Consider the following 24,159-nt stretch of genomic DNA (forward strand, 5'->3'; position numbering starts at 1 on the left):
AACAAAGAAATCACTCGACTATGCTCGATTTTAGTGTTTACCCAAATGGAGATAGTGCGTTAGATATCCGTTTCAACTCAGAGCCAAGTGAAAACCTTAGCCGTTATATTATTGAGCTTAAAGAATATCTCCTTAATAAAAACCCAAATAACTTTATTGAATTAATTCCTGCCTATCAATGTCTGACTCTGATTTTTAACCCTGCTTTATTTGATAGCGAGATACTCTCACAGAAAGTTCAACAATCAATTCAAGACTTCCTTAAAGCCCCCAAAAAAAATTCACAAAAATCCCGCACTATTCGCATTCCTGTGTGCTATGAATCAATTTTTGCTCCAGACATTTTAATATTGAGCAGGCACACCGGCTTATCCAGCAAAGAAATTATTAAGCTGCATACAGCACCCTCTTATCTCGTACATATGTTGGGCTTTACTCCCGGATTTTTGTATCTCGGCGGTCTCAACCCTAGACTGGAATGTCCTCGTAAAAAAAATCCACGAGTGCGCATTCCTGCAGGAGCTGTTGGCATCGGCGGCAGCCAGACAGGAGTTTACCCACAAGCCACACCTGGAGGGTGGCAAATTATCGGCCAGACTCCCATTCAATTATTCCAACCCTATAGCAGCCATCCATTTATTGCAGATCCATTAGATATCATTAAGTTCTATTCGATCAATCAAGCAGAATTTGACGATATTCATCAGTCTATAATGTGAAACTGATCCAACTATGAGTATCTATTTTATTCGTCCAGGCCTACAAACGAGCATTCAGGACTTTGGACGCCCAGGTCTAATGCACTGTGGAATTCCCCAGGGGGGCGCAGCCGACATCCTGTCCATGCAACTTGCCAACCTGCTATTGGGCAACTGCCTTAACAACCCTGTATTTGAATTAACGTTAACTGGTCCAGTTATTAGGTTCGAATGTGATATCTCAATAGCTATCACAGGAGCACAATTCAATGTCCTGTTAAATAAAATAACTGTAGAAAATTACAAGGTCATCAAAGTTAAGCGGGGAGATATTTTAGAATTTGGTCAACTACTAAGTGGCACCAGAGCATATATTGGCTTATCCGCCAAAATTTCTACCTCCCAGGCTTTCAACAGCGTATCAACACACTTAATCAGTCACTTTGGAGGCAACAAAGGAAAGGCTATCAGTTACGAAGAACGCTTTCATTTGAAAAATATTCGCATCGCAAAATCCGCTCACATAGATCGAAGCCTACAACCCTGCTATCAATCTCGACCACTTTTGAGAGTCATCTACGGACCAGAAAAAAAGCGATTTACAAAGTTAACATTAAATAATTTTTTTAGAAAAACCTTTCAAGTATCCGCCCAGAGCAATCGTATGGGGATTCGCCTATCCCCGTCAATCATTGTAGACTCTAAAGCTATTATGGACAGTTCGGATGAAATGATTTCCTCCGGACTTTACCCAGGCAGTATTCAGATACCTAACAATGGCGAACCCATTATTTCTTTTATTGAGGGGCAAACTATCGGCGGATATCCTCGTATTGCCCATATCATTCGAGCCGACCTGCATAGATTAGGACAACTCAAGGCTCAGGATAAAATTAATTTTCAACTAGTCAATCAAGCACAGGCAAGAGAGATACTATTAAAAAAAATGAAGTATCTTGAGAACCTTAAAAATAATCTAGCACCAGAAAATAATGAGTCTTTCATCCTCTAAAGCAAGGCTTAGGTTAACGTTTTTCACTTTATGTAAGAAAAACAATTAAACTACGAAAGTCGCCCCCTTATGTAGCAGCCTAGTCACACATTGTGACTAAGCAATATTTATCCAAACCAACCAACGCGCACTCCAAAAACCATCGACACTCCCAACTTAATAAAATATTTTTCACGAAATCTGTCAGACCAATTGGTCCAGCATGACTTAGTAGTTTTAATTAGTCTTTAGCTAGACCAAAAGTCCATTATTAACTAGTCTTCTTGGGTTTTACCTAAAGCGCGATTTGGACGAGTGTCCTACTTAGCTAACTGCAAGCGTTGAAGTGACGTTATTTTCTACAACTTGTGTTCGCGATGCGGCCTGGTCCAGAGAGAAAACACCAATTACCGGAAGGGGATTAATAATGATAAAAATTCTCCGTGGTTTAACTATGGCATTTATTGCCAGCTCACTCCTTATCACCTCATATGCACAAGCAGAACCAGGTGATTACAATTTTTGGAAAACCCTCAAACACCTCTTTGACCCTCCCAACGCTGATGCACCGGTCTCTACCCAGCAAGCTCAGGGGATGTATCCTCTGACCATGCACGACCCAAGCTTTAACGATGACTTCGAGCCTAAAGATTTTAATACTTGGCAAAAAGTAGATGTTCCTGCCAGTACCGGCGCCATGTGTGGCAATGGCTCCCCCTATAAATTTTTTGTTTATCGGGTGCCCGATACCAGCAATACCATTTTTTATTTTGAAGGTGGCGGTGCCTGTTGGGACTATGAAAGCTGCTCCGGCCAGGCTGGTATTCGCGGGGCACGCAACCCTAATGGCATCCCTGATGACTATCTCAGTAATGTACACCTCTTAGATTTCACAAATTTCGATAATCTCACTACCGCAGGTGTTTCACCCCTTATTTATACTCACCATCCTTACAACCAGTATAAAACTGGCGAGTGGAACATGGTTTACGTTCCATACTGCACTGGTGATATTTATGTTGGTGATAAGACAGAGATATATAAGGATAAGACTGGACAGAATTCGGATCTAATTTGGCATCATAATGGCCTGCGCAATGTGCAGGCAGTAACCTCATGGGTAAAGAATAATTTGCAGAAACCCAAGCAAATGCTTGCCGCTGGTTGCAGTGCAGGCAGCGTAGGGGCTCTGTTAAATTACACGAAGCTTCGTGAGGATATGGATGTCGAATACGGCTATCTGATAGATGATTCCGGCCCGCTTTACAAAGCGCCTCTGGACAGTGATAACAACACTCAATACCCATCCTTACCGTTACACAACGAAGTGCTTCATTCCTGGACTACTTATACAACTGATGGGGATCCCAATGAAGAGAACCCTATTAATGCGATAAAATCTTTTACTCCAGGATTTGACAGCAATCAGTTGGCTTCGATATACCGTGCACTGTCAGATAAATTCCCTACAGATCGCCTGGGTATCACGCACTTCCTGGCGGATGGTAACTTTTCTTCATACTCCTATGAGCGCTTCTACGAAGATATTTACAACGACCCAGATGCCAACTCTCGCTTAGATAAACTGCGCCAGCGCTGGCAAAAGGACACCCATGAAAATCTAATACCACTCTTGGATCAAACCAGTAATTGGGGCTACTACTTCCCAATGTTTCGCAACCTAAATGAGAGCCACTGCACCACGATTATTGATCTTAAATACGGCGAAATCGCCGAGCATGGACTGGAGTTAAAGGATTTTCTGGACAATATCGTGAACCACAACGGTGGCGGCATGATCCGCGCCTATGAGACAGACAAAGTCTCCGACTTTGAAAACAACAGTAATTGGTTCTATGACCTAATTGGCCTGTTTATGTAACTCGTATCAGGCGTAGGGCAGTGCTGCTGCTAAAAGTACTAAAAGTAGCAGCACTGTTTATTGATTAGCTTCCGTAAACCGTTTCCCGAGCTTCCTGTAAGCGTTGTCGCAAATATTCTTGCTTATTCATTCCATTGGGGAAAGATGTCATTTGCTGAACCTCTTCAACAATAGAACGCTCTAGATCTTTATAGGTAGAGAAGCCTGGCACTTGAGTATGTGGGTCATAGCGGCTAATCACTGACTGAGCCTTTTCTCGATAAATATTAAAAAGTTCTTCTGCGCGCTGCTTGAAATCAGCTTCGTTAAGGCTATTTTTTTCTAACCAGGCTAGTTTCATCGACAGCGCTTCATAACCCGTTACTCGTTTTTCATTCTCCACCCGCTCAATCGCGTCCCAGGCCTCAGCACTGGATAAGTTCCCAAGGTCGGCAAAGTAATCTTTTAACTCCTGCTTTAACTTCTCACGATCGAGATAGGCCTTCACCCGAGGATGGTCCAGTAGTTCCACCATCTCCGTTGTATCCAGCTCTGACCAAGGTATTTTTTCAGAGATATCCTGTGCCAACCTATTATTTTCCTTTAATGGCTGCACAAACTGTTGCACTCTCGCCACACTTTCTTTGACATTAATATCGTAATGATCAATGCCGACAACAGCTAGGCTTACTGCACCGGCAAGCAATATCAGTTTTTTCATATCCAATTACCGAGCAAATTTAAATTTATATTTCGTTATGTCGGTAACTATATAAGCAGAGAAAAGCGGGGGGATGAATGGGAAGGGCGTCCCAGCTGAAGAGATATGCGCCAATATCTATTAAACAGCTGGAAAGTAAGTAAATCAGCTAAAGCGACTTATACCCAGCTCAAAGGTTGTTCATCACCTTTTTTAGCAGAACAGGGGTCTTTGGAGGTCTTTGGTGCGACATAGCCTAGCTGCTGCTCTTTAGGCAGATTTTGGGCCTCCCAGCTGGCAACCGCCTCTGCACAGAGACTGCGTTGCTCTGCAGTAATCACAACACCATTGGGCCATTTGCCCAACTCAATTGCTCGTCGCAGACTGGCAACAATTTGCGGGTTCAAATTATTTAACAACTGCTCAAAAGACATACAAAATTCTCCCGTATATACAAAAAAGGCCGGTCTATGACCGGCCTTCCGTAGCAAAATTGCTAGTGCAACTTATGCTTCAGCAGCTTCGTCTTCAACTTGTGGACGATCCACCAGTTCAACGTAAGCCATCGGTGCTTTGTCACCAGCGCGGAAACCACACTTCAGGATACGGATATATCCACCTGGACGGGCTTCGTAACGAGGACCCAGCTCATCGAACAACTTGCGCACAGCATCCTTATCACGGATACGAGCGAAAGCCAGACGACGGTTGGCAACACTGTCTTTCTTAGCCAGGGTAATCAGCGGCTCGGCGACGCGACGCAGCTCCTTGGCTTTTGGCAGTGTAGTTTTGATCAGTTCGTGCTCTACCAGAGAAGCGGTCATGTTCTTGAACATGGCCTTGCGGTGAGCGCTGGTACGGCTGAATTTACGGCCACTATAGCGATGACGCATGACTCAATTCCTTACGACCACAGTTGCTGTCTCAGCAGGTCGTTCTGGAGCGGTGTCGCGCTAAGCTGTGGCACCGCTCGGGTTCTTTCTACTAGTCGCGACATCGCCGCGACTACCAAATGCTTACAGGGGGCTTAATTTGCTATCGCCTTTAAGGCTGGCCGGTGGCCAGTTTTCCAGACGCATACCCAGTGACAAACCACGGGAAGCCAGTACATCCTTGATTTCAGTCAGAGACTTCTTGCCAAGGTTCGGAGTCTTCAGCAGCTCTACTTCAGTGCGCTGAATCAGGTCACCGATGTAGTAGATATTTTCCGCTTTCAGACAGTTAGCCGAACGTACGGTGAGTTCCAGGTCGTCAACCGGGCGCAGCAATACTGGGTCAACTTCGGGCTCTTCCGCCTTCGGTTGCGCATCTTTCTCGCCTTCCAGGTCCACAAATACTGCCAGCTGTTGCTGCAGAATAGTGGCTGCACGACGAATAGCTTCTTCTGGGTCCAGAGTACCATTGGTCTCTAGGTCCAAAACCAGCTTATCTAGATCGGTACGCTGCTCTACACGCGCGCTTTCCACGCTGTAAGATACACGGCGAACCGGGCTGTAAGATGCGTCCAGTTGCAGACGGCCAATCGCGCGGCTTTCCTCTTCCTCATCACGGCGAGCGTCGGCGGGCTGATAACCACGTCCACGCGCAACAGTGAGTCGCAGGTTGAGTTCTACATCACCTGTGATATTGGCAATCACGTGTTCAGGATTCACAATCTCGATATCGTGATCTACCTGGATATCTCCAGCGGTCACTGCACCCGGGCCCTTCTTGCTCAGGCTTAATACCGCCTGATCTTTGCCGTGCATAACAACCGCGATTTCTTTCAGGTTGAGCAAGATTTCAATAACATCTTCTTGCACGCCTTCAATCGCGCTGTACTCGTGCTCGACACCGTCGATTTCTACTTCGGTGACGGCGCAGCCCGGCATGGAGGACAGCAGGATGCGACGCAGCGCATTGCCAAGAGTGTGGCCGAAACCACGCTCCAGGGGCTCCAGAACCACTTTGGCGTGATTCGGATTGTACTCGGTGACGTCAATACGACGCGGTGTCAAAAACTCGTTGACAGCAGTCTGCATAGCCATACCTGTTTACAGTTGCATTCCTTAAAGTGGACTAATTGTTACTTGGAGTACAGTTCCACAATAAGGTTTTCGTTGATCTCTGCCGGCAGATCGACACGATCCGGAGTGCGCTTAAAAGTGCCTTCCAGTTTGCTCGCGTTTACGTCTACCCACTCGACATCGCCACGCTGGGCAGCGAGGGAAACGGAATTCTGGATACGCAGCTGCTTCTTGGCTTTCTCACGTACAGCGATAACGTCGCCTTCTTTAACTTGGAAAGAAGGGATGTTAACGGTAGTGCCGTTTACAAGAATTGCTTTGTGGGAAACCAGCTGACGCGCTTCAGAGCGAGTTGAGCCGAAGCCCATGCGGTAAACCACGTTGTCCAGACGCTGCTCGAGAAGTTGCAGCAGGTTTTCACCTGTAGCGCCCTTCAGACGTGCTGCTTCCTTATAGTAGTTACGGAACTGCTTTTCCAGTACGCCGTAGATACGACGAACTTTTTGCTTTTCACGCAGCTGGATGCCGTAGTCGGACAGACGGCCGCGACCAGCGCCATGCTGACCGGGCTTAGATTCTGCGCGACACTTGGAGTCGTGCGGACGTACACCACTCTTCAGCTGCAGGTCAGTCCCTTCACGACGGGACAGTTTACATTTTGGTCCAATATAACGTGCCATTCTATCAGCCCCCTCTTACACGCGACGTTTCTTGGGCGGACGACATCCGTTATGCGGGATAGGCGTCACGTCGGTGATGTTGGTGATTTTGTAGCCGCAGTTGTTCAGTGCGCGAACAGCGGATTCGCGACCGGGGCCAGGGCCCTTCACTTCTACGTCGAGGTTTTTCAGGCCGTATTCCTGAGCTGCAGTACCTGCGCGCTCAGCGGCAACCTGGGCTGCAAACGGGGTGCTCTTACGTGAGCCACGGAAGCCAGATCCACCTGCGGTGGCCCAGCTGAGGGTATTACCCTGGCGATCAGTGATCGTCACGATCGTGTTGTTGAACGATGCGTGGATGTGGGCAATACCGTCGACAACGGTCTTTTTGACCTTTTTGCGAACAGTAGTTTTTGGCTTAGCCATACCAGTATCCTAAATCCTGTATCAAATCCCCTCGGCGATTAGCCGGCCGGGGCATCTTGAACCGCGATTTCGCGCCTTAGTTAAGGCTTACTTGCGAATCGGCTTGCGCGGACCCTTACGGGTACGAGCATTGGTCTTGGTGCGCTGACCACGCAGCGGCAAGCTGCGACGGTGACGCAGACCGCGATAGCAACCCAGGTCCATCAAACGCTTGATGTTCATGGATACTTCACGGCGCAGGTCGCCTTCTACGGTAAGCTTTGCAACTTCACCGCGGATGGTTTCGATCTGCTCTTCAGACAGGTCGCGGATTTTGGTGGATTCAGCGATACCAACCGCTGCCAAAATAGACTTAGCCGTAGTAAGACCTACCCCATAAATGTGGGTCAGGGAGATCACGGCGTGCTTGTGGTCTGGTACATTGACACCAGCAATACGTGCCATAGAGGCGTACTCCACGTATTGGGAGCCACTGCTTTATATTAAGTATGTGACTCTACTTTGATTTCGGCGCTGACAGCGACTAAAAAACCGACGGCGCCACCAAAAAGGCGCGCAAGAATAGCTTTTCAGACACCAAATTGCAATAGCCCACGCCCACCACGGCCTCCCGCAGCGGATGTGGACGACAGTCAACGCCCCCTAGCGGAGGTCCAACCTTTAGGCTGACCTCCCACCACAAAGAAATTCTTTATGGTGTTGCCATTCATTACGGGGCTGTAACAAATAGCGAATTTTTCCAGCTTTTACAGAGGCGCCCAACGGACGCTCTCTGTAAGGGGCTGGCCCCTATTAGCCTTGACGCTGCTTGTGACGTGGCTCAGCGCTGCAGATTACCCGCAGAACGCCCTTGCGACGCACGATTTTGCAGTTACGGCAGATCTTTTTTACAGAAGCGCGTACTTTCATGACCTTACCTCAATTCAATCAAACTGCGAGCAGGTGACGCACTAGCGACGACCGTAGCCTTGCAGGTTCGCTTTTTTCATCAAGCCTTCGTACTGGTGTGACAACAGATGCGATTGTACCTGTGCCATAAAGTCCATCACTACTACTACAACGATCAGCAGTGAGGTACCCCCCAGATAGAAGGGAACGTTAAACCCAACCACCAGGAACTGCGGCAGCAGGGATACCAGTGCGATATACACAGCACCTACCAGAGTGAGTCGGGTCAACACACTATCGATATAGCGGGCTGTCTGCTCACCTGGACGAATACCAGGTACATAGGCACCAGACTTTTTCAGGTTATCTGCAACTTCATTCGGGTTGAACATCAACGCCGTATAGAAGAAACAGAAGAAACCAATCAGCAGTGCGAACAGAATAATGTTCAGCGGCTGCCCTGGCCCCAGCTGCAATGCCATCCACTGCAGAATCTGGGCACCGACACCTTCACCACCCTGTCCAAACCACTGTGCCAGCGTCGCTGGGAACAGCAGGATACTGCTGGCGAAGATCACCGGAATAACACCGGCCATATTCACCTTCAGAGGCAGGTGGCTCGCCTGCGCAGCTGGTGCTGCGGAGTAGCGACCGGCTTGTCGCCTGGCGTGGTTGATCGTAATTCGGCGCTGACCGCGCTCCATTACTACAACAAAGAACACCACAGCTAAAGCGATAACACCGATGATAAGCAGCATAAGAATATGCAACTCACCCTGTCGGGCCTGCTCGAACGCCTGTCCGATAGCGCCGGGTAACCCAGCAACGATACCGGCAAAAATCAGCATGGAAATGCCGTTGCCCACACCGCGCTCAGTGATCTGCTCACCGAGCCACATCATGAATACGGCACCGGTCACCAGCGACGTTACCGCCACAAAGTAAAAACCAAACGCAGGCTCAGATGAGTAAGCCAGATTTTGCCCTGCCAACCCAAAGGTCATGCCGATACCCTGAATCAGGGCCAACACCACCGTCAGATAACGGGTGTACTGGTTGATCTTACGCCTTCCGGCCTCCCCTTCTTTCTTCAATGCTTCCAGAGAGGGAGTCACCGCACTCATCAACTGCATAATGATGGATGCGGAGATGTAGGGCATGATGCCCAGAGCCAGAATACTCATCCTTTCCAGGGCGCCGCCTGAAAACATGTTAAACAGACCAAGGATGGTTCCCTGATTCTGATTAAACAGATTTGACAGCTTTTCCGGATCAATGCCGGGCACCGGAATATGTGTTCCCAAGCGATAAACAAGTATCGCTAGAAACAGAAAACGAAGGCGAGCCCAGAGCTCGCCCAATCCCTTGCTGTTGCCCAGGGGATTTCCACCGGATCCTGGTCGTGCCATTGGCGCCTCGATTAGTCTTCTATTTTACCGCCAGCAGCTTCGATAGCCGCCTTTGCGCCTTTGGTCACTCCCAGCCCCTTTACGGTTACAGCTTTAGTCAGCTCACCTGAGAGAAACACTTTGGCGCGTTTAATATGGCTGCCGATGATATCGGCATTCTTCAGCGCTGCCAAATCGATTACGTCACTTTCTACCTTGGCCAGCTCTGCCAGACGTACTTCTGCGGTGAAGCGAGAAACACGAGCGGTGAAACCGTACTTAGGCAGACGCTTCTGCAAAGGCATCTGACCGCCTTCGAAGCCCGGACGAACGCTGCCGCCGGAGCGCGCTTTTTGACCTTTGTGGCCGCGGCCACCGGTCTTACCTAAACCACTACCAATACCACGGCCAACGCGCTTGGCGCTGTGCTTGTGGCCTTGTGCGGGAGACAGGTCATTCAAACGCATGTTATTCCCCCTCAACCTTAACCAGGTAGTTTACTTTGTTGATCATGCCGCGCACGGAAGGAGTATCTTCCACTTCCACTGTGTGGCCGATGCGGCGCAGGCCCAGACCCGCAACGCACGCCTGATGACTTTTCAGGCGTCCGTTGATGCTTTTGGTCTGGGTGACTTTAATGGTCTTCTTAGCCATGGTCTTAACCCACCAATAACCTTAAATCTGGGCTATGATTAGCCCAGAATCTCTTCGACTGATTTACCGCGCTTGGCAGCTACATCTTCCGGGCTCTGCATTTGATCCAGAGCTTTGAAAGTTGCACGTACTACGTTCACCGGGTTGGTAGAGCCGTAGCACTTAGCCAGTACGTTGTGTACACCAGCCATTTCCAGTACGGAGCGCATGGCACCGCCGGCAATTACACCGGTACCCTGGGAGGCGGGCTGCATGTAAACCTTGGAACCGCCGTGGCGACCATTGGTAGCGTACTGGATGGTGTCACCATTCAGCTCTACCTGGATCATATTGCGGCGTGCAGCTTCCATCGCTTTCTGGATCGCAACAGGCACTTCACGCGCCTTGCCACGCCCGAAACCGACACGGCCATTGCCATCACCAACTACGGTCAGTGCGGTAAAGGCGAAGATACGACCACCTTTAACAGTCTTGGCAACGCGATTGACCTGGACCAGCTTCTCCTGCAGGCCTTCGTCGTTGCTTTTGTCTTTCTCTCTAGCCATAACTCAACCCTTAGAATTTCAGACCGGCTTCGCGGGCAGCGTCAGCCAGAGCCTTTACACGGCCATGGAACTTGAAGCCACTGCGATCGAAGGCAACTTCTTCAACACCAGCGGCTTTCGCGCGCTCAGCGATCAGTTTGCCAACCGCGGAAGCGGCGTCGACGTTACCGGTTTTACCTTCGCGCAGGTCCTTGTCCAGGGTAGAGGCAGAAGCCAATACCGCATTGCCTTCGGCAGACAGGATCTGTGCGTAAATGTGACGCGGTGTGCGGTTCACGGTGAGGCGAACGGCGCCCAGCTCACGGATCTTGGCGCGGGCACGACGTGCACGACGCAAGCGAGATGCTTTCTTAACGTTCATATCTATGCCCTATTTACTTCTTCTTGGCCTCTTTGCGATACACGCGTTCATCGGCATAACGGACACCCTTACCTTTGTAGGGCTCCGGCGGACGGAACGCACGGATCTCAGCGGCCACTTGGCCCAGCAGCTGTTTATTGCTGCTCTTAAGTACGATTTCAGTCTGGGATGGCGTTTCCGCAGTCACACCTTCCGGCAACTGATAATCGATCGGATGGGAGAAGCCCAGGGTCAGGTTAACCGCTTTACCGGCGGCTTTCGCACGATAACCAACACCCAGCAACTGCAGCTTCTTCTCGAAGCCCTTGCTTACGCCTATCACCATGTTATTGACCAGAGCACGGGTAGTACCCGCCAGCGCTTTGGCCTGTTTGGAGTTATTGCGCGCGGCAAAAGTCAGCTGGCTTTCAGCCTGGCTTACTTCTACATCACCGTGAATAACCATATCCAGGTTACCGATACCGCCTTTAACAGCGATGTTCTGACCTTTCAGGTCTACGGTAACACCTGCGGGGAGAACTACCGGACTATTTGCTACTCGAGACATTGCAACCCCCGCTTAGAATACGGTGCAAAGCACTTCGCCACCAACACCAGCCTGGCGTGCAGCGCGATCAGTCATCACACCATTAGAGGTGGAAACGATCGCGATACCCAGGCCACCGCGTACGGTAGGCAGAGCTTTTTTACCAGTGTAAGCGCGCAGGCCCGGACGGGAAACGCGATTCAGCTCGGCAATAACCGGCTTGCCCTGGAAGTATTTCAGAGCAATGGTCAGTTCCGGCTTTGCGCCTTCGCTTACATTTAAATCAGTAACGTAACCTTCGTCTTTCAGGACTTTGGCCACTGCTACTTTCAGTTTGGATGATGGCAGGGTGACTTCCGCCTTTCCGCGTGCCAGGGCATTGCGGATGCGAGTCAGCATATCTGCCAACGGATCTTGCATACTCATCTTATGAGACTCCTCAAATCTGCCTTAAACCAGCTGGTAATTACCAGCTGGACTTCACGAGGCCAGGAACATCACCACGCATCGCAGCTTCGCGAAGCTTGTTACGGCACAGGCCGAACTTGCGGTATACAGCGTGGGGGCGACCAGTAATACGACAGCGGCGTTGCTGACGTACCGGGCTTGCATCGCGCGGCATTTTCTGCAGCTTGAGTTGAGCCTCCCACTGCTCCTCTTCGGAAGCAGTGGAACTGGCGATGATCGCCTTCAGCTCTTGACGCTTTTCGGCGTACTTAGCTGCGGTTCGAGCGCGCTTGTTTTCGCGCGCAATCATGGATTTCTTCGCCATGGAATCCTCTTAACCCTTAAAAGGGAAGTTGAACGCTTTCAGCAGCGCACGACCTTGATCGTCGTTTGCGGCTGTAGTGGTAATACAAATATCCAGACCGCGGAGCTTATCTACTTTGTCGTAGTCAATTTCCGGGAAGATGATTTGTTCAGTCACGCCCATAGAGAAGTTACCGCGGCCGTCGAACTGCTTCGGGCTAATGCCACGGAAGTCGCGGATACGCGGAATCGCGATATCAACCAAACGCTCCAGGAACTCATACATGCGCTCACCGCGCAGAGTTACCTTGCAGCCGATCGGCCAACCGTCGCGAATCTTAAAGCCCGCAATAGACTTGCGCGCTTTAGTAACGATGGGCTTTTGACCAGTAATTGCTGTCATATCGTTGACAGCGTGCTCCAGCACCTTCTTATCACCAATCGCTTCACCAACACCCATGTTGATGGTGATCTTGGTGATGCGCGGCACTGCCATCACATTCTCGAGACCAAGCTCTTCTTTTAGCTTGGCCACGAGGTCCTTAGTGTAGAGCTCTTTAAGCTTTGCCATGATCTACCAACCTGCTTTTGCGTCAAGAGCCTTAGATGGCTTCGCCGCTGGATTTGAAGACGCGAATCTTAGTGCCGTCTTCCAGTACTTTAAAGCCCACCCGGTCAGCCTTCTGGGTGTTAGGGTTGAAGATGGCTACGTTGGAAGCTTGGATAGCAGCTTCTTTCTCAACGATGCCACCCGCAATACCCATCTGTGGGTTTGGCTTTTGGTGCTTTTTGATCATCTGTATGCCGGAGACAACCAGGCGGCCGTCGTTCAGTACTTTACGTACTGAACCACGTTTGCCCTTGTCACGACCGGCGATAACGATCACTTCGTCGTCACGCTTGATCTTGCGCATAACTCTTCTCCGCTCGAGGCCTAGATAACTTCGGGAGCGAGGGAGATGATCTTCATGAACTTCTCACCGCGCAATTCGCGAGTTACCGGACCAAAAATACGGGTGCCAACCGGCGCCAGTTGCTGGTTCAGCAGCACCGCTGCGTTATCGTCAAATTTAATCAGGGAACCGTCCGCGCGACGCACACCTTTTTTGGTGCGAACCACAACGGCGTTCATTACCTGACCTTTCTTCACTTTACCGCGGGGAATGGCTTCCTTAACGGTTACCTTAATAATGTCGCCCACGCCGGCATAACGACGATGGGAGCCGCCCAGCACCTTGATGCACATGACGCGGCGAGCCCCACTGTTGTCAGCTACTTCTAAGTAGGATTCCGCTTGAATCATTGTCTCTCTCCGAAACCTTTCAATTCGGCAGTCAATGCGCTAGGTGTTATACCTTCGCCGCACGCTCTACAATTTTCTGCAAAGCCCAAGATTTGCTCTTGGACAGCGGACGAGATTCCTCGATGGTTACAACATCGCCGATGCTGCAATCATTGTTCTCGTCATGTGCCTTAAGCTTTGTGGACTTGTTTACAATTTTGCCGTAGATCGGGTGCTTAACACGGCGCTCGATCAAAACGGTGATGGTTTTATCCATCTTGTCACTCACGACCTTACCGGTCAGAGTACGCTTCAGTTTTGCTTCAGCCATGATTAGTTACCTGCCTTCTCGGTCAACACAGTCTTTATGCGAGCAATGTCGCGACGAGTCTGCTTCAGCAGATGAGTCTGAGCCAGCTGACCGGTGGACTTTTGCATACGAAGCTTAAATTGAGCTTCGAGCTGGTTCAGCAGTTCCTGGTTCAGCTCTTCAACTGACTTTTCGCGTAGATCTGCAGTCTTCATTACATCACCGAACGCTTAACGAAAGTTGTTTTTACAGGCAGCTTGGCCGCAGCAAGTGCGAAAGCCTCACGAGCCAGCTCTTCGGACACACCCTCCATCTCATAGAGGACTTTGCCCGGCTGGATCTGAGCTACCCAGTATTCAACGCCACCTTTACCTTTACCCATACGGACTTCGAGGGGCTTATTGGTAATTGGCTTGTCCGGAAACACGCGAATCCAGATTTTGCCGCCACGTTTAACGTGACGAGTCATTGCGCGACGAGCCGCTTCGATCTGGCGCGCAGTAATGCGACCGCGACCGATGGCCTTGAGGCCAAACTCGCCAAAGCTCACTTTAGAGCCGCGCTGAGAAAGACCGCGGTTGCGACCCTTCTGTACCTTGCGGAATTTTGTACGCTTTGGTTGCAGCATCTGCGTACCCCTTATTTAGCAGCTTTCTTGCGGGTCTTAGCCGGCTTCTCATCGGGCATTTCGTCACCGATGACTTCGCCTTTAAAGATCCACACCTTGATACCGATGATGCCGTAGGTAGTCATCGCTTCAGCAGTGGCGTAGTCGATGTTGGCACGCAGGGTGTGCAGAGGCACACGACCTTCGCGGTACCATTCGGTACGTGCGATTTCCGCACCACCGAGACGACCACTGACTTGAATTTTGATACCTTCAGCGCCCTGACGCATAGCGTTCTGTACGGCACGCTTCATCGCGCGACGGAACATTACGCGGCGTTCCAGCTGCTGGGCAACGTTCTGGCCAACCAGAGCGGCGTCCATATCAGGCTTGCGCACTTCTTCGATGTCGATGTGCACAGGTACGCCCATCTGCGCACTTACGTCGTTGCGCAGACGTTCTACGTCTTCACCTTTTTTACCGATCACGATACCCGGACGCGCAGTGTGAATAGTCACACGAGCGGTGTTCGCCGGACGTTCGATCTCGATACGGCTCACAGAAGCGTGGGCCAGTTTTTTGCGAATAAATTCGCGAACTTTCAGATCCGTGTACAGCTTGTCTGCGTACTCGTCGCTGCCGGCATACCAAACAGAGGTATGCTTTTTAACGATACCCAGACGAATGCCGGTAGGATGTACTTTTTGTCCCATGGTTTTCTCGCCTGCTCTCTTATTTCTCGGCCACTTTCACAGTGATGTGACAAGTACGCTTAAGAATGCGATCTGCACGACCTTTCGCACGCGGTTTAATGCGCTTCATGGTCATACCTTCGTCCACAAAAATTGTGGAAACCTTCAGCTCGTCAACGTCAGCACCTTCGTTGTGCTCGGCGTTGGCAATGGCCGATTCCAGTACTTTCTTGACGATCGCCGCACCCTTTTTATTGCTAAATGCAAGAATATCCAGGGCTTCTTCAACGCCTTTGCCGCGAACCTGATCAGCTACCAGTCGCGCCTTTTGCGCCGATAGACGTGCGCCGCGTAATTTTGCTGCTACTTCCATCTTTTTAACCTCGGCTTAGCGCTTCTTCGCTTTCTTGTCCGCAGCGTGACCGCGGTAAGTGCGGGTAGCAGCGAACTCGCCCAGTTTATGGCCAACCATTTCTTCGTTAACCAAAACGGGCACGTGTTGACGACCGTTGTGAACGGCAATCGTCAGTCCAACCATTTCCGGCATAATCATGGAACGGCGGGACCAGGTTTTAATCGGTCGACGATCGTTTGCTTCAATCGCCGCCTCCACCTTCTTGATCAAGTGCAGATCAATAAAGGGACCTTTTTTTAATGAGCGTGGCACTGTCGATTCCTCTCTAGCTGCTCAGACATCGCGCGGCTTACTTGCCGCGACGACGTACAATCATCTTATCGGTGCGCTTGTTCTTGCGCGTTTTCTTACCCTTGGTCGGAACGCCCCACGGAGTAACAGGGTGACGGCCACCAGAGGTACGACCTTCACCACCACCGTGCGGGTGATCTACCGGGTTCATCGCCACACCGCGAACGGTAGGACGAACACCACGCCAGCGTGCAGCACCAGCTTTACCCAGCTTGCGCAGGCTGTGCTCGGAGTTGCTCACTTCACCCAGGGTTGCGCGGCACTCAGCGAGAACCTTGCGCATTTCGCCGGAACGCAGACGAATAGTCGCGTACTGGCCTTCACGGGCTACCAGCTGTACAGAAGCACCCGCAGAACGGGCCAACTGAGCGCCTTTACCAGGCTTCAGCTCGATACCGTGAATTACAGAACCCACCGGAACGTTGCGCAGAGGCAGGGTGTTGCCCACAGCAATCGGTGCGGCATCGCCGGACTGAATGGTGGCGCCAGCCTTAAGGCCTTTCGGTGCGATAATGTAACGACGTTCACCATCCGCGTAACAAACCAGAGCGATATGTGCGCTGCGGTTGGGATCGTACTCCAGACGCTCAACTTTAGCGGGGATACCGTCTTTGTTGCGCTTGAAGTCGATTACGCGGTAGTGCTGCTTGTGACCACCGCCGATATGACGAGTGGTGATACGACCGTTGTTGTTACGGCCACCGCTTTTACTCTTGCTCTCTAAAAGAGGAGCGTAAGGAGCACCCTTGTGCAGGTCGGGGTTAACAACCTTAACCAGGTGTCGACGGCCGGCGGAGGTCGGTTTTGTTTTTACAATTGCCATTGTAACAGTCCCCTTTACTCAGCAGCTTCAAAGTTGATGTCGCTGCCTTCGGCCAGGCGAACGTAGGCTTTTTTCCAATCGCTGCGACGGCCCATGCCGTAGCGGGTACGCTTGGTTTTACCTTTAACGTTCACGGTGCGAACCTGCTCAACAGAAACGTTAAACAGCTTTTCAACCGCGGCCTTGATCTCAGCTTTTTCGGCATCGGTGGAAACCTTGAAAACTACTTGGTTGGCGCTATCGGCCAGCACAGCAGCTTTTTCGGAAATTACCGGGCCCAGCAGTACTTTGTAGAGTCGCTCTTGGTTCATCCCAGCACCTCTTCAATTTTCTTGAGCGCAGAAACGGTAACCACGACCTTATCAAAGCGAATCAGGCTTACTGGATCGATCGCCTGCACATCACGAACATCGATTTTGTGCAAGTTGCGAGCGGCCAGGTACAGGTTTTCGCTAACCTCTTCAGTCACGATCAGCGCATCGGACAGGTCAAACTGAGCCAGTTTGCTAACCAGTTGCTTGGTCTTGGGCGCGTCCACATCGAAGGACTCAACCACTATCAAGCGCTCCTGACGAGCCAGCTCAGACAGGATGCAGCGCAGTGCAGCGCGGTACATCTTTTTGTTCAGCTTAACGCTGTGATCACGCGGGTCAGCGGCGAAAGTTACACCACCGGAGCGCCACAGCGGGCTGCGGATAGTACCGGCACGTGCGCGGCCAGTACCTTTTTGGCGCCAGGGCTTTTTACCACCACCGGAAACATCAGAACGGTTCTTCTGCGCCTTGGTACCCTGACGAGCGCCAGCCATGTAGGCGACAACTGCCTGGTGTACCAGATCTTGGTTGAACTCACGTCCGAAAGTCACTTCAGAGACAGCTACTGTGCCTTTAGCGCCTTCGGGAGTAGCGATATTCAGTTCCATATCTAATTCCCCTCAGACTTAGGCTTTTACTGCCGGACGAACGATAACGTTGCCACCGGGAGCACCGGGAACAGCGCCTTTAACCAGCAGCAGGTTGCGTTCGGCATCGACACGAACTACTTCCAGGTTCTGCACGGTTACACGCTCAGCACCCATGTGTCCGGCCATTTTCTTGCCTTTCCATACGCGGCCAGGAGTCTGGCACTGACCGATAGAACCGGGAGCGCGGTGAGACAGGGAGTTACCGTGGGTTGCGTCCTGAGTACGGAAGTTCCAGCGCTTAACGCCACCCTGGAAGCCTTTACCCTTGGAAGTGCCGGTTACGTCGATCTTCTGGCCAGCTTCAAAGCTGCTTACAGTGATTTCAGAACCGATTTCGAAAGTCTCTTCGGAAGCGTCAGTACGCAGTTCGAAAAGATTAGTGCCAGCCTCTACATTGGCTTTGGCGAAGTGGCCCGCTTCGGGCTTGGAGACACGGGAAGCCTTACGGTTACCCACTGCTACTTGAACAGCGGCATAGCCATCGGTTTCCACAGTTTTCACCTGGGTGACGCGATTCGGAGCAACCTCAACAACGGTTACCGGAATGGATACGCCATCTTCAGTGAAGACGCGAGTCATGCCGCTCTTGCGGCCGACAATACCTATAGTCATCTTATTAACCTCTCAGTGCACGGGGCTTTAACCCACTGCGGCCGCCCAATTTCAGAGCGTTACACTACCCAGACCTTTTTCGCCTGGGGTTCGGTAGTTAGTTAAAAGTGTTTAGCCGAGACTAATTTGGACCTCAACACCGGCCGCCAGATCGAGCTTCATCAGCGCGTCGACGGTTTTCTCGGTAGGCTCAACGATGTCCAGCAAACGCTTGTGAGTACGGATCTCATACTGGTCGCGAGCGTCTTTATTAACGTGCGGGGAAATCAGTACGGTGTACTTCTCTTTGCGAGTCGGCAGCGGGATAGGACCGCGAACTTGTGCGCCAGTGCGCTTAGCCGTCTCTACGATCTCCTGAGTAGACGCGTCGATCAGCTTGTGATCGAAGGCCTTCAGGCGAATTCGGATACGTTGACCCTGCATGGAATCAAACTCCAACTTATGAACTAAAGAACGTCCTTTCTCGCAACCCCGAGGGCGGGCGAAAAGGAGCGCGAATTCTACGGGGCGTGCAAGAGGCTGTCAACTGTACAGCATGATCAAATTTCAATCGGCTCAAACTACAATGGAGTACCTTAGGTAAATCGAGGGTAACGACATGACTATTGCTGCGAGATTGAGTCAATACTTGAATGACCAGTCAGTTGACTACCACCTAATACAGCATCCCCACACTCGCACCAGTCGAGAAAGCGCCCACGCTGCTCATGTGCGCGAAGACCAGGTAGCCAAGGCAATCCTGCTGCGCGATAAGGAGGGGTTCGTGATGGCGGTAATTCCCGCCAGCAGCAGCCTGGATCTACGCGCAGTGCACACTGAAACCGGCCGCAACGACCTGGAGATGGTTGCAGAAAATGAGCTGGGGACAGTCTTCCCAGACTGCGAGCTGGGCGCCCTACCCCCTGTCGGCCAGGCTTATGGCATTACTACCCTGATAGACAGTGGGCTCAGCCGCTGTGAGACGATCTTTTTTGAGGCCGGTGACCACGAAGAACTGGTAGAAATGAATGGACCACAATTCAATAAACTGTTTGCCGGGTGTCGAAGCGCTGATCTTAGTAAGGACTGGCCATAAGCAGCCCCAGAAGCAGAAAGATTTGGAATATCTGCCTAAATAAGGCGCCACAAAGAAATGTAATCCTGTGGTGCTGCTCAAGCCAGAGCCACAGGATTCTGACCAGCAAACACTACATACATTTCTCTTCCACCAACCTATCAGATTAGATAAGTACCCTACCCAGCGACTAGGCTATACCAGCAAATCGATGGGCACAGGGATATTTGTTTTAACCACCCTAAATATTTCAACAAAACGCAAAACAAATACATACCCTGAAGAGGTTTTAGTTTGTAAAGCAGGACACCTACGCTACTTAAAGCCCTGCAGAGCCACAATGAGAACACAGCAAATGCTAACACTCAAAAAGCTATACACAAGATAAAACAACCCCCAATTTAACTCTCTCCAATACGCTATCGCGAATAAATACCTCTGAAATAAAGCCTTTATAAATCTTTATCAAATTGAACAACTACAGCAACGCTCATCATAAATTACGAGGCTAAACTTGAACCTCTCCGACAACTTTTTTTACGGTTTTTCTTTGCAAACACTTATCCATAAAACCCTCCCAAGTAGCCAATTAAAATAAACACTTAACAGGCTGTATTGGCGAGAAAAAACAAAAAAATATCAGGCAAAAAAAAACCGCAGCGCGTCCGCTGCGGTTTTTTATTTAGATCAAAAGTAACTATTACTCAATGATCTTGGCAACAACGCCCGCACCTACGGTACGACCACCTTCGCGGATAGCGAAGCGCAGGCCGTCTTCCATGGCGATCGGAGCGATCAGGGTAACAACCATTTGAATGTTGTCGCCCGGCATTACCATTTCAGTGCCTTCCGGCAGCTCAACCGCACCAGTTACGTCAGTAGTACGGAAGTAGAACTGAGGACGGTAGCCTTTAAAGAACGGGGTGTGACGACCACCTTCGTCCTTGGACAGGATGTACACTTCCGCTTCAAACTTGGTGTGCGGAGTGATGGAGCCCGGCTTAGCCAGTACCTGACCACGCTCTACTTCGTCACGCTTGGTGCCACGCAGCAGCGCACCGATGTTCTCACCAGCACGACCTTCGTCGAGCAGCTTGCGGAACATTTCAACACCAGTACAGGTAGTGGTGGTGGTTTCTTTAATACCAACGATCTCAACTTCGTCGCCAGTGTTGATTACACCACGCTCTACACGACCGGTTACTACGGTACCACGACCAGAGATGGAGAATACGTCTTCGATCGGCATCAGGAACGGCTGATCTACTGCACGCTCCGGCTCAGGGATGTACTCGTCCAGAGTTTCTACCAGCTTCTTAACAGCGGTAGTACCCATTTCGTTGTCGTCTTCGCCGTTCAGGGCCATCAGAGCGGAACCAACGATGATCGGAGTGTCGTCACCTGGGAACTCGTACTGGTCCAGAAGTTCGCGAACTTCCATTTCTACCAGCTCGAGCAGCTCTTCGTCGTCTACCATGTCCGCTTTGTTCAGGAATACAACGATGTAAGGTACACCTACCTGACGGGAAAGCAGGATGTGCTCACGAGTCTGCGGCATGGGGCCGTCAGCTGCGGAACATACCAGGATAGCGCCGTCCATCTGAGCAGCACCGGTGATCATGTTCTTAACGTAGTCGGCGTGTCCCGGGCAATCTACGTGCGCGTAGTGGCGAGTCGGGGACTCGTACTCAACGTGAGAAGTAGCGATGGTGATACCGCGCTCACGCTCTTCCGGAGCATTGTCGATACCGTCAAAAGCAACAGCGTCACCGCCCCATACTTCCGCACATACGCGGGTCAGAGCAGCGGTCAGGGTGGTTTTACCGTGGTCAACGTGACCGATGGTGCCCACGTTCACGTGGGGCTTGGAACGTTCAAATTTTTCTTTTGCCATCTTTAGATGTCCTCTAGCTAAAAGTTTGCCAAAGGGGCCCCAGCTGTTGGCCCAGCCCCCTTTAAGCAGAAGTTAATTAGGCTTTGTTCTTGGCGATGATCTCATCGGCAACGTTTTTCGGCGCTTCGGCGTACTTCAGGAATTCCATGGTGTAGGTAGCACGGCCCTGAGTAGCAGAGCGCAGGTCGGTTGCGTAACCGAACATCTCTGCCAGAGGCACTTCTGCGTTTACCACCTTACCCGCGGGGTTGTCTTCCATACCCTGGATCAGGCCGCGACGACGGTTGAGGTCGCCAACTACGTCACCCATGTTCTCTTCTGGAGTTACTACTTCCACCTTCATCATCGGCTCAAGCAGTACCGCGCCGCCCACAGAGGAGAGCTTCTTGGTCGCCATAGAACCGGCGATTTTAAACGCCATTTCACTGGAGTCCACATCGTGGTAGGAACCGTCATACAGAGTCGCTTTCAGGCCTAGCAGCGGGTAGCCAGCCAGAACACCGTTTTGCATCTGCTCTTCGATACCTTTTGATACCGCAGGGATATATTCCTTAGGTACTGCACCGCCAACGATTTCGTTAACGAATTCCAGTCCTTCTGCGGACTCATCCTCAGCGGGCTCAAATTTCACCCAAACGTGACCGAACTGACCGCGACCACCAGACTGACGAACGAACTTACCTTCGATCTCAGAGGTGTTACGGATCGCTTCGCGGTAGGCCACCTGAGGCTTACCGATGTTCGCTTCTACATTAAACTCGCGACGCATACGGTCGACGATGATGTCCAGGTGCAGCTCACCCATACCAGAGATAATGGTCTGGCCAGTTTCTTCGTCGGTCTTCACGCGGAAAGACGGGTCTTCCTGGGCCAGCTTGCCGAGGGCAATACCCATTTTTTCCTGGTCAGGCTTGGACTTGGGCTCAACCGCTACGGAGATTACCGGCTCTGGGAATTCCATGCGCTCCAGAACAATTTTGTTGCTCTCGGCACACAGGGTGTCACCAGTGGTCACGTCTTTCAGACCAATCGCAGCTGCGATGTCACCCGCCAGTACTTCTTTAATCTCTTTACGATCGTTGGAGTGCATCTGCACCATACGACCAACGCGCTCTTTCTTCATTTTTACGGAGTTGTATACCGCAGTACCGCTCTCCAGCTTACCGGAGTAAACGCGGAAGAAAGTCAGAGTACCAACGAAGGGGTCGGTAGCAATTTTGAACGCCAGAGCGGCGAACGGAGCGTCATCGTCGGCTTCGCGAGTCTCAACGGTTTCGCCGTCTTCCAGAGTACCTTCGATCGCCTTTACTTCAGTCGGCGCCGGCAGGTATTCGATAACCGCGTCCAGCATGGCCTGCACGCCCTTGTTCTTGAACGCAGAGCCGCCCAGAACCGGTACGATTTCATTGGCCAGGGTACGCTGACGGATAGCTGCCTTGATCTCTTCTTCGGTCAGCTCACCCTCTTCCAGGTACTTTTCCATCAGCTCTTCGCTGGCTTCAGCGGCCGCTTCTACCAGGTACTCGCGCATTTCGTCGCACTCGTCCTGCAGCTCAGCGGGGATGTCAGCGTAGTCGAAGGTCATGCCCTGATCGGCTTCATTCCACAGAATGGCCTTCATTTTCACCAGGTCAACAACACCCTTAAACTCGTCCTCAGCACCGATGGTCATTTGCAGCGGTACGGCGTTCGCGTTCAAACGATCTTTCAGCTGGTCCACAACGTTGCGGAAGTTCGCACCGGCGCGGTCCATTTTGTTCACGAATACCATACGCGGCACGTGGTATTTGTTGGCCTGGCGCCAAACGGTTTCGGTTTGCGGCTGAACACCAGAGGAACCACACAGTACAACAACCGCGCCGTCGAGTACGCGCAAGGAGCGCTCTACTTCAATGGTGAAGTCAACGTGTCCTGGGGTGTCGATGATGTTTACGCGGTGCTGATCGAACTGCTGCTGCATGCCAGCCCAGAAACAGGTGGTTGCAGCGGAGGTGATGGTAATACCACGCTCCTGCTCCTGCTCCATCCAGTCCATGGTTGCGGCGCCTTCGTGCACCTCACCAATTTTGTGGGACAGACCAGTGTAGAAAAGTACGCGCTCAGTAGTGGTGGTTTTACCGGCGTCTACGTGGGCACAGATACCGATGTTACGGTAGCGTGCGATAGGCGTTTTACGTGCCACAGTTGTATCCTCGATATAACGGCAAAAGGCAGCCTGGAAATTTCCGTGCTGCCTTTCGGTATTAATTTCCGATGTTGGTAATCATCAGACTTAGAAGCGGTAGTGAGAGAACGCCTTGTTGGCTTCCGCCATGCGGTGTACATCTTCACGCTTCTTGACCGCGCCGCCCTTGTTCTGAGCTGCATCGATCATTTCATTGGCCAGGCGCTGAGCCATAGACTTCTCGCCGCGTTTGCGGGAGAACTCTACCAGCCAACGCATTGCCAGAGCCGTACGGCGCGAGGGGCGCACTTCTACAGGCACCTGATAGGTCGCACCACCAACACGGCGGGATTTAACTTCCACCATAGGCGCGATGTTTTCCAAAGACTCTTCAAATACTTCGATCGGGTCTTTGTTCAATTTTTCAGAAATAGTATCAAGGGCACCGTATACAATGCGCTCTGCTACTGATTTCTTGCCGCTGATCATGACGTGGTTCATGAACTTGGCTAGGGTGACGTTCCCGAACTTGGGGTCGGGCAGTACTTCGCGCTTAGCGACTACTCGTCTTCTCGGCATGGGAATTGCCTCTCTTCAG

Annotated in this window: 37 protein-coding genes; 4 read left to right on the forward strand and 33 right to left on the reverse strand. The window is 51.2% G+C overall.

What is annotated here, in order from left to right; translation table 11 throughout:
• Positions 1–20: 20 nt before the first annotated feature.
• From pxpB to ACJJH9_RS17385, 3 genes are all read left to right on the forward strand, one after another.
• Positions 21–719, forward strand: coding sequence for a 5-oxoprolinase subunit PxpB (gene pxpB / locus ACJJH9_RS17375; protein ID WP_444923518.1), 699 nt, complete (start codon positions 21–23; stop codon positions 717–719).
• A 13-nt stretch (positions 720–732) separates the two neighbouring features.
• Positions 733–1,710 carry a 5-oxoprolinase subunit C family protein gene (locus ACJJH9_RS17380; protein ID WP_444923519.1) on the forward strand — a complete coding sequence of 326 codons (978 nt, stop codon included), beginning with the start codon at positions 733–735 and terminating at the stop codon, positions 1,708–1,710.
• 406 nt (positions 1,711–2,116) lie between these two features.
• Positions 2,117–3,571 (forward strand): pectin acetylesterase-family hydrolase, encoded by a 1,455-nt coding sequence (locus ACJJH9_RS17385; protein ID WP_444923520.1) that lies wholly within the window; start codon positions 2,117–2,119, stop codon positions 3,569–3,571.
• A gap of 64 nt (positions 3,572–3,635) precedes the next feature.
• Here ACJJH9_RS17385 and ACJJH9_RS17390 read toward each other — a convergent pair whose 3' ends face one another.
• The 30 genes from ACJJH9_RS17390 to rpsJ all read right to left on the reverse strand — a co-directional run bounded on the left by ACJJH9_RS17390 (position 3,636) and on the right by rpsJ (position 18,872).
• Positions 3,636–4,271, reverse strand: a complete 636-nt coding sequence (locus ACJJH9_RS17390) for a hypothetical protein (RefSeq protein ID WP_444923521.1) — start codon at positions 4,269–4,271, stop codon at positions 3,636–3,638.
• Positions 4,272–4,429: 158 nt separating this feature from the next.
• Positions 4,430–4,684, reverse strand: a complete 255-nt coding sequence (locus ACJJH9_RS17395) for a YeaC family protein (RefSeq protein WP_444887953.1) — start codon at positions 4,682–4,684, stop codon at positions 4,430–4,432.
• Between the two features lie 72 nt (positions 4,685–4,756).
• Positions 4,757–5,143 carry a 50S ribosomal protein L17 gene (gene rplQ, locus ACJJH9_RS17400; protein WP_152451171.1) on the reverse strand — a complete coding sequence of 129 codons (387 nt, stop codon included), beginning with the start codon at positions 5,141–5,143 and terminating at the stop codon, positions 4,757–4,759.
• 123 nt (positions 5,144–5,266) lie between these two features.
• Entirely contained in the window at positions 5,267–6,271 is a 1,005-nt protein-coding gene (locus ACJJH9_RS17405) for a DNA-directed RNA polymerase subunit alpha (protein WP_252084420.1), read from the reverse strand.
• 44 nt (positions 6,272–6,315) lie between these two features.
• Positions 6,316–6,936, reverse strand: a complete 621-nt coding sequence (gene rpsD / locus ACJJH9_RS17410; RefSeq protein WP_108731669.1) for a 30S ribosomal protein S4 — start codon at positions 6,934–6,936, stop codon at positions 6,316–6,318.
• A 15-nt stretch (positions 6,937–6,951) separates the two neighbouring features.
• Entirely contained in the window at positions 6,952–7,341 is a 390-nt protein-coding gene (rpsK, locus tag ACJJH9_RS17415; protein ID WP_020411406.1) for a 30S ribosomal protein S11, read from the reverse strand.
• A gap of 87 nt (positions 7,342–7,428) precedes the next feature.
• Entirely contained in the window at positions 7,429–7,785 is a 357-nt protein-coding gene (gene rpsM / locus ACJJH9_RS17420) for a 30S ribosomal protein S13 (protein ID WP_152451165.1), read from the reverse strand.
• Positions 7,786–8,133: 348 nt separating this feature from the next.
• On the reverse strand, positions 8,134–8,250 hold the full coding sequence (gene rpmJ, locus ACJJH9_RS17425; RefSeq protein ID WP_010133825.1) for a 50S ribosomal protein L36: 117 nt from the start codon (positions 8,248–8,250) through the stop codon (positions 8,134–8,136).
• A gap of 41 nt (positions 8,251–8,291) precedes the next feature.
• Positions 8,292–9,638 (reverse strand): preprotein translocase subunit SecY, encoded by a 1,347-nt coding sequence (secY, locus tag ACJJH9_RS17430; protein ID WP_444883684.1) that lies wholly within the window; start codon positions 9,636–9,638, stop codon positions 8,292–8,294.
• Between the two features lie 11 nt (positions 9,639–9,649).
• On the reverse strand, positions 9,650–10,084 hold the full coding sequence (rplO, locus tag ACJJH9_RS17435) for a 50S ribosomal protein L15 (RefSeq protein WP_020411403.1): 435 nt from the start codon (positions 10,082–10,084) through the stop codon (positions 9,650–9,652).
• Position 10,085: 1 nt separating this feature from the next.
• Complete coding sequence (gene rpmD, locus ACJJH9_RS17440) at positions 10,086–10,271, reverse strand: 50S ribosomal protein L30 (protein ID WP_020411402.1); 186 nt, start codon at positions 10,269–10,271, stop codon at positions 10,086–10,088.
• A 38-nt stretch (positions 10,272–10,309) separates the two neighbouring features.
• A complete protein-coding gene (gene rpsE, locus ACJJH9_RS17445; RefSeq protein ID WP_252084418.1) occupies positions 10,310–10,816 on the reverse strand; it encodes a 30S ribosomal protein S5 in 507 nt (168 codons plus the stop codon).
• 10 nt (positions 10,817–10,826) lie between these two features.
• Entirely contained in the window at positions 10,827–11,177 is a 351-nt protein-coding gene (gene rplR, locus ACJJH9_RS17450; RefSeq protein WP_252084417.1) for a 50S ribosomal protein L18, read from the reverse strand.
• 13 nt (positions 11,178–11,190) lie between these two features.
• Positions 11,191–11,724, reverse strand: a complete 534-nt coding sequence (gene rplF, locus ACJJH9_RS17455; protein ID WP_252084416.1) for a 50S ribosomal protein L6 — start codon at positions 11,722–11,724, stop codon at positions 11,191–11,193.
• Between the two features lie 12 nt (positions 11,725–11,736).
• Complete coding sequence (gene rpsH / locus ACJJH9_RS17460) at positions 11,737–12,129, reverse strand: 30S ribosomal protein S8 (RefSeq protein WP_252084415.1); 393 nt, start codon at positions 12,127–12,129, stop codon at positions 11,737–11,739.
• A gap of 40 nt (positions 12,130–12,169) precedes the next feature.
• Positions 12,170–12,475, reverse strand: coding sequence for a 30S ribosomal protein S14 (gene rpsN, locus ACJJH9_RS17465; protein WP_020411397.1), 306 nt, complete (start codon positions 12,473–12,475; stop codon positions 12,170–12,172).
• Between the two features lie 9 nt (positions 12,476–12,484).
• Entirely contained in the window at positions 12,485–13,024 is a 540-nt protein-coding gene (rplE, locus tag ACJJH9_RS17470; RefSeq protein WP_020411396.1) for a 50S ribosomal protein L5, read from the reverse strand.
• Positions 13,025–13,055: 31 nt separating this feature from the next.
• On the reverse strand, positions 13,056–13,367 hold the full coding sequence (gene rplX, locus ACJJH9_RS17475) for a 50S ribosomal protein L24 (protein ID WP_444923522.1): 312 nt from the start codon (positions 13,365–13,367) through the stop codon (positions 13,056–13,058).
• Between the two features lie 20 nt (positions 13,368–13,387).
• Positions 13,388–13,756 carry a 50S ribosomal protein L14 gene (gene rplN / locus ACJJH9_RS17480; RefSeq protein WP_067151032.1) on the reverse strand — a complete coding sequence of 123 codons (369 nt, stop codon included), beginning with the start codon at positions 13,754–13,756 and terminating at the stop codon, positions 13,388–13,390.
• Between the two features lie 46 nt (positions 13,757–13,802).
• On the reverse strand, positions 13,803–14,066 hold the full coding sequence (gene rpsQ, locus ACJJH9_RS17485; RefSeq protein WP_108731660.1) for a 30S ribosomal protein S17: 264 nt from the start codon (positions 14,064–14,066) through the stop codon (positions 13,803–13,805).
• 2 nt (positions 14,067–14,068) lie between these two features.
• The gene (gene rpmC, locus ACJJH9_RS17490) at positions 14,069–14,260 is read right to left on the reverse strand and encodes a 50S ribosomal protein L29 (protein WP_020411392.1); all 192 of its coding nucleotides are present in this window, start codon (positions 14,258–14,260) and stop codon (positions 14,069–14,071) included.
• The gene (gene rplP, locus ACJJH9_RS17495; protein WP_020411391.1) at positions 14,260–14,673 is read right to left on the reverse strand and encodes a 50S ribosomal protein L16; all 414 of its coding nucleotides are present in this window, start codon (positions 14,671–14,673) and stop codon (positions 14,260–14,262) included. The genes rpmC and rplP overlap by 1 nt, the downstream gene beginning before the upstream one ends.
• 11 nt (positions 14,674–14,684) lie before the next feature.
• A complete protein-coding gene (rpsC, locus tag ACJJH9_RS17500; protein ID WP_444887952.1) occupies positions 14,685–15,365 on the reverse strand; it encodes a 30S ribosomal protein S3 in 681 nt (226 codons plus the stop codon).
• Between the two features lie 19 nt (positions 15,366–15,384).
• A complete protein-coding gene (rplV, locus tag ACJJH9_RS17505; RefSeq protein ID WP_020411389.1) occupies positions 15,385–15,717 on the reverse strand; it encodes a 50S ribosomal protein L22 in 333 nt (110 codons plus the stop codon).
• A 15-nt stretch (positions 15,718–15,732) separates the two neighbouring features.
• Positions 15,733–16,011, reverse strand: coding sequence for a 30S ribosomal protein S19 (rpsS, locus tag ACJJH9_RS17510; RefSeq protein ID WP_020411388.1), 279 nt, complete (start codon positions 16,009–16,011; stop codon positions 15,733–15,735).
• A 37-nt stretch (positions 16,012–16,048) separates the two neighbouring features.
• Positions 16,049–16,873, reverse strand: coding sequence for a 50S ribosomal protein L2 (gene rplB / locus ACJJH9_RS17515; protein ID WP_020411387.1), 825 nt, complete (start codon positions 16,871–16,873; stop codon positions 16,049–16,051).
• A 14-nt stretch (positions 16,874–16,887) separates the two neighbouring features.
• The gene (gene rplW, locus ACJJH9_RS17520; RefSeq protein ID WP_152451143.1) at positions 16,888–17,184 is read right to left on the reverse strand and encodes a 50S ribosomal protein L23; all 297 of its coding nucleotides are present in this window, start codon (positions 17,182–17,184) and stop codon (positions 16,888–16,890) included.
• Positions 17,181–17,795, reverse strand: a complete 615-nt coding sequence (gene rplD / locus ACJJH9_RS17525) for a 50S ribosomal protein L4 (RefSeq protein ID WP_252084413.1) — start codon at positions 17,793–17,795, stop codon at positions 17,181–17,183. The genes rplW and rplD overlap by 4 nt, the downstream gene beginning before the upstream one ends.
• Before the next feature lie 18 nt (positions 17,796–17,813).
• Positions 17,814–18,449 carry a 50S ribosomal protein L3 gene (gene rplC / locus ACJJH9_RS17530; RefSeq protein ID WP_252084412.1) on the reverse strand — a complete coding sequence of 212 codons (636 nt, stop codon included), beginning with the start codon at positions 18,447–18,449 and terminating at the stop codon, positions 17,814–17,816.
• 111 nt (positions 18,450–18,560) lie between these two features.
• Complete coding sequence (rpsJ, locus tag ACJJH9_RS17535; protein WP_010133849.1) at positions 18,561–18,872, reverse strand: 30S ribosomal protein S10; 312 nt, start codon at positions 18,870–18,872, stop codon at positions 18,561–18,563.
• Positions 18,873–19,047: 175 nt separating this feature from the next.
• Here rpsJ and ACJJH9_RS17540 point away from each other — a divergent pair, with 175 nt between their 5' ends.
• Positions 19,048–19,524 carry an aminoacyl-tRNA deacylase gene (locus tag ACJJH9_RS17540; RefSeq protein WP_444923523.1) on the forward strand — a complete coding sequence of 159 codons (477 nt, stop codon included), beginning with the start codon at positions 19,048–19,050 and terminating at the stop codon, positions 19,522–19,524.
• Positions 19,525–20,203: 679 nt separating this feature from the next.
• Here the strand turns inward: ACJJH9_RS17540 and tuf are convergent.
• From tuf to rpsG, 3 genes are all read right to left on the reverse strand, one after another.
• The gene (tuf, locus tag ACJJH9_RS17545; RefSeq protein ID WP_252084404.1) at positions 20,204–21,397 is read right to left on the reverse strand and encodes an elongation factor Tu; all 1,194 of its coding nucleotides are present in this window, start codon (positions 21,395–21,397) and stop codon (positions 20,204–20,206) included.
• Positions 21,398–21,473: 76 nt separating this feature from the next.
• On the reverse strand, positions 21,474–23,579 hold the full coding sequence (gene fusA / locus ACJJH9_RS17550; RefSeq protein ID WP_444883680.1) for an elongation factor G: 2,106 nt from the start codon (positions 23,577–23,579) through the stop codon (positions 21,474–21,476).
• A 90-nt stretch (positions 23,580–23,669) separates the two neighbouring features.
• Positions 23,670–24,140, reverse strand: a complete 471-nt coding sequence (rpsG, locus tag ACJJH9_RS17555; RefSeq protein WP_143729448.1) for a 30S ribosomal protein S7 — start codon at positions 24,138–24,140, stop codon at positions 23,670–23,672.
• Between the last annotated feature and the right edge of the window lie 19 nt (positions 24,141–24,159).

The sequence above is a fragment of the Microbulbifer mixtoriginis (SeqCode) genome (assembly GCF_052466715.1).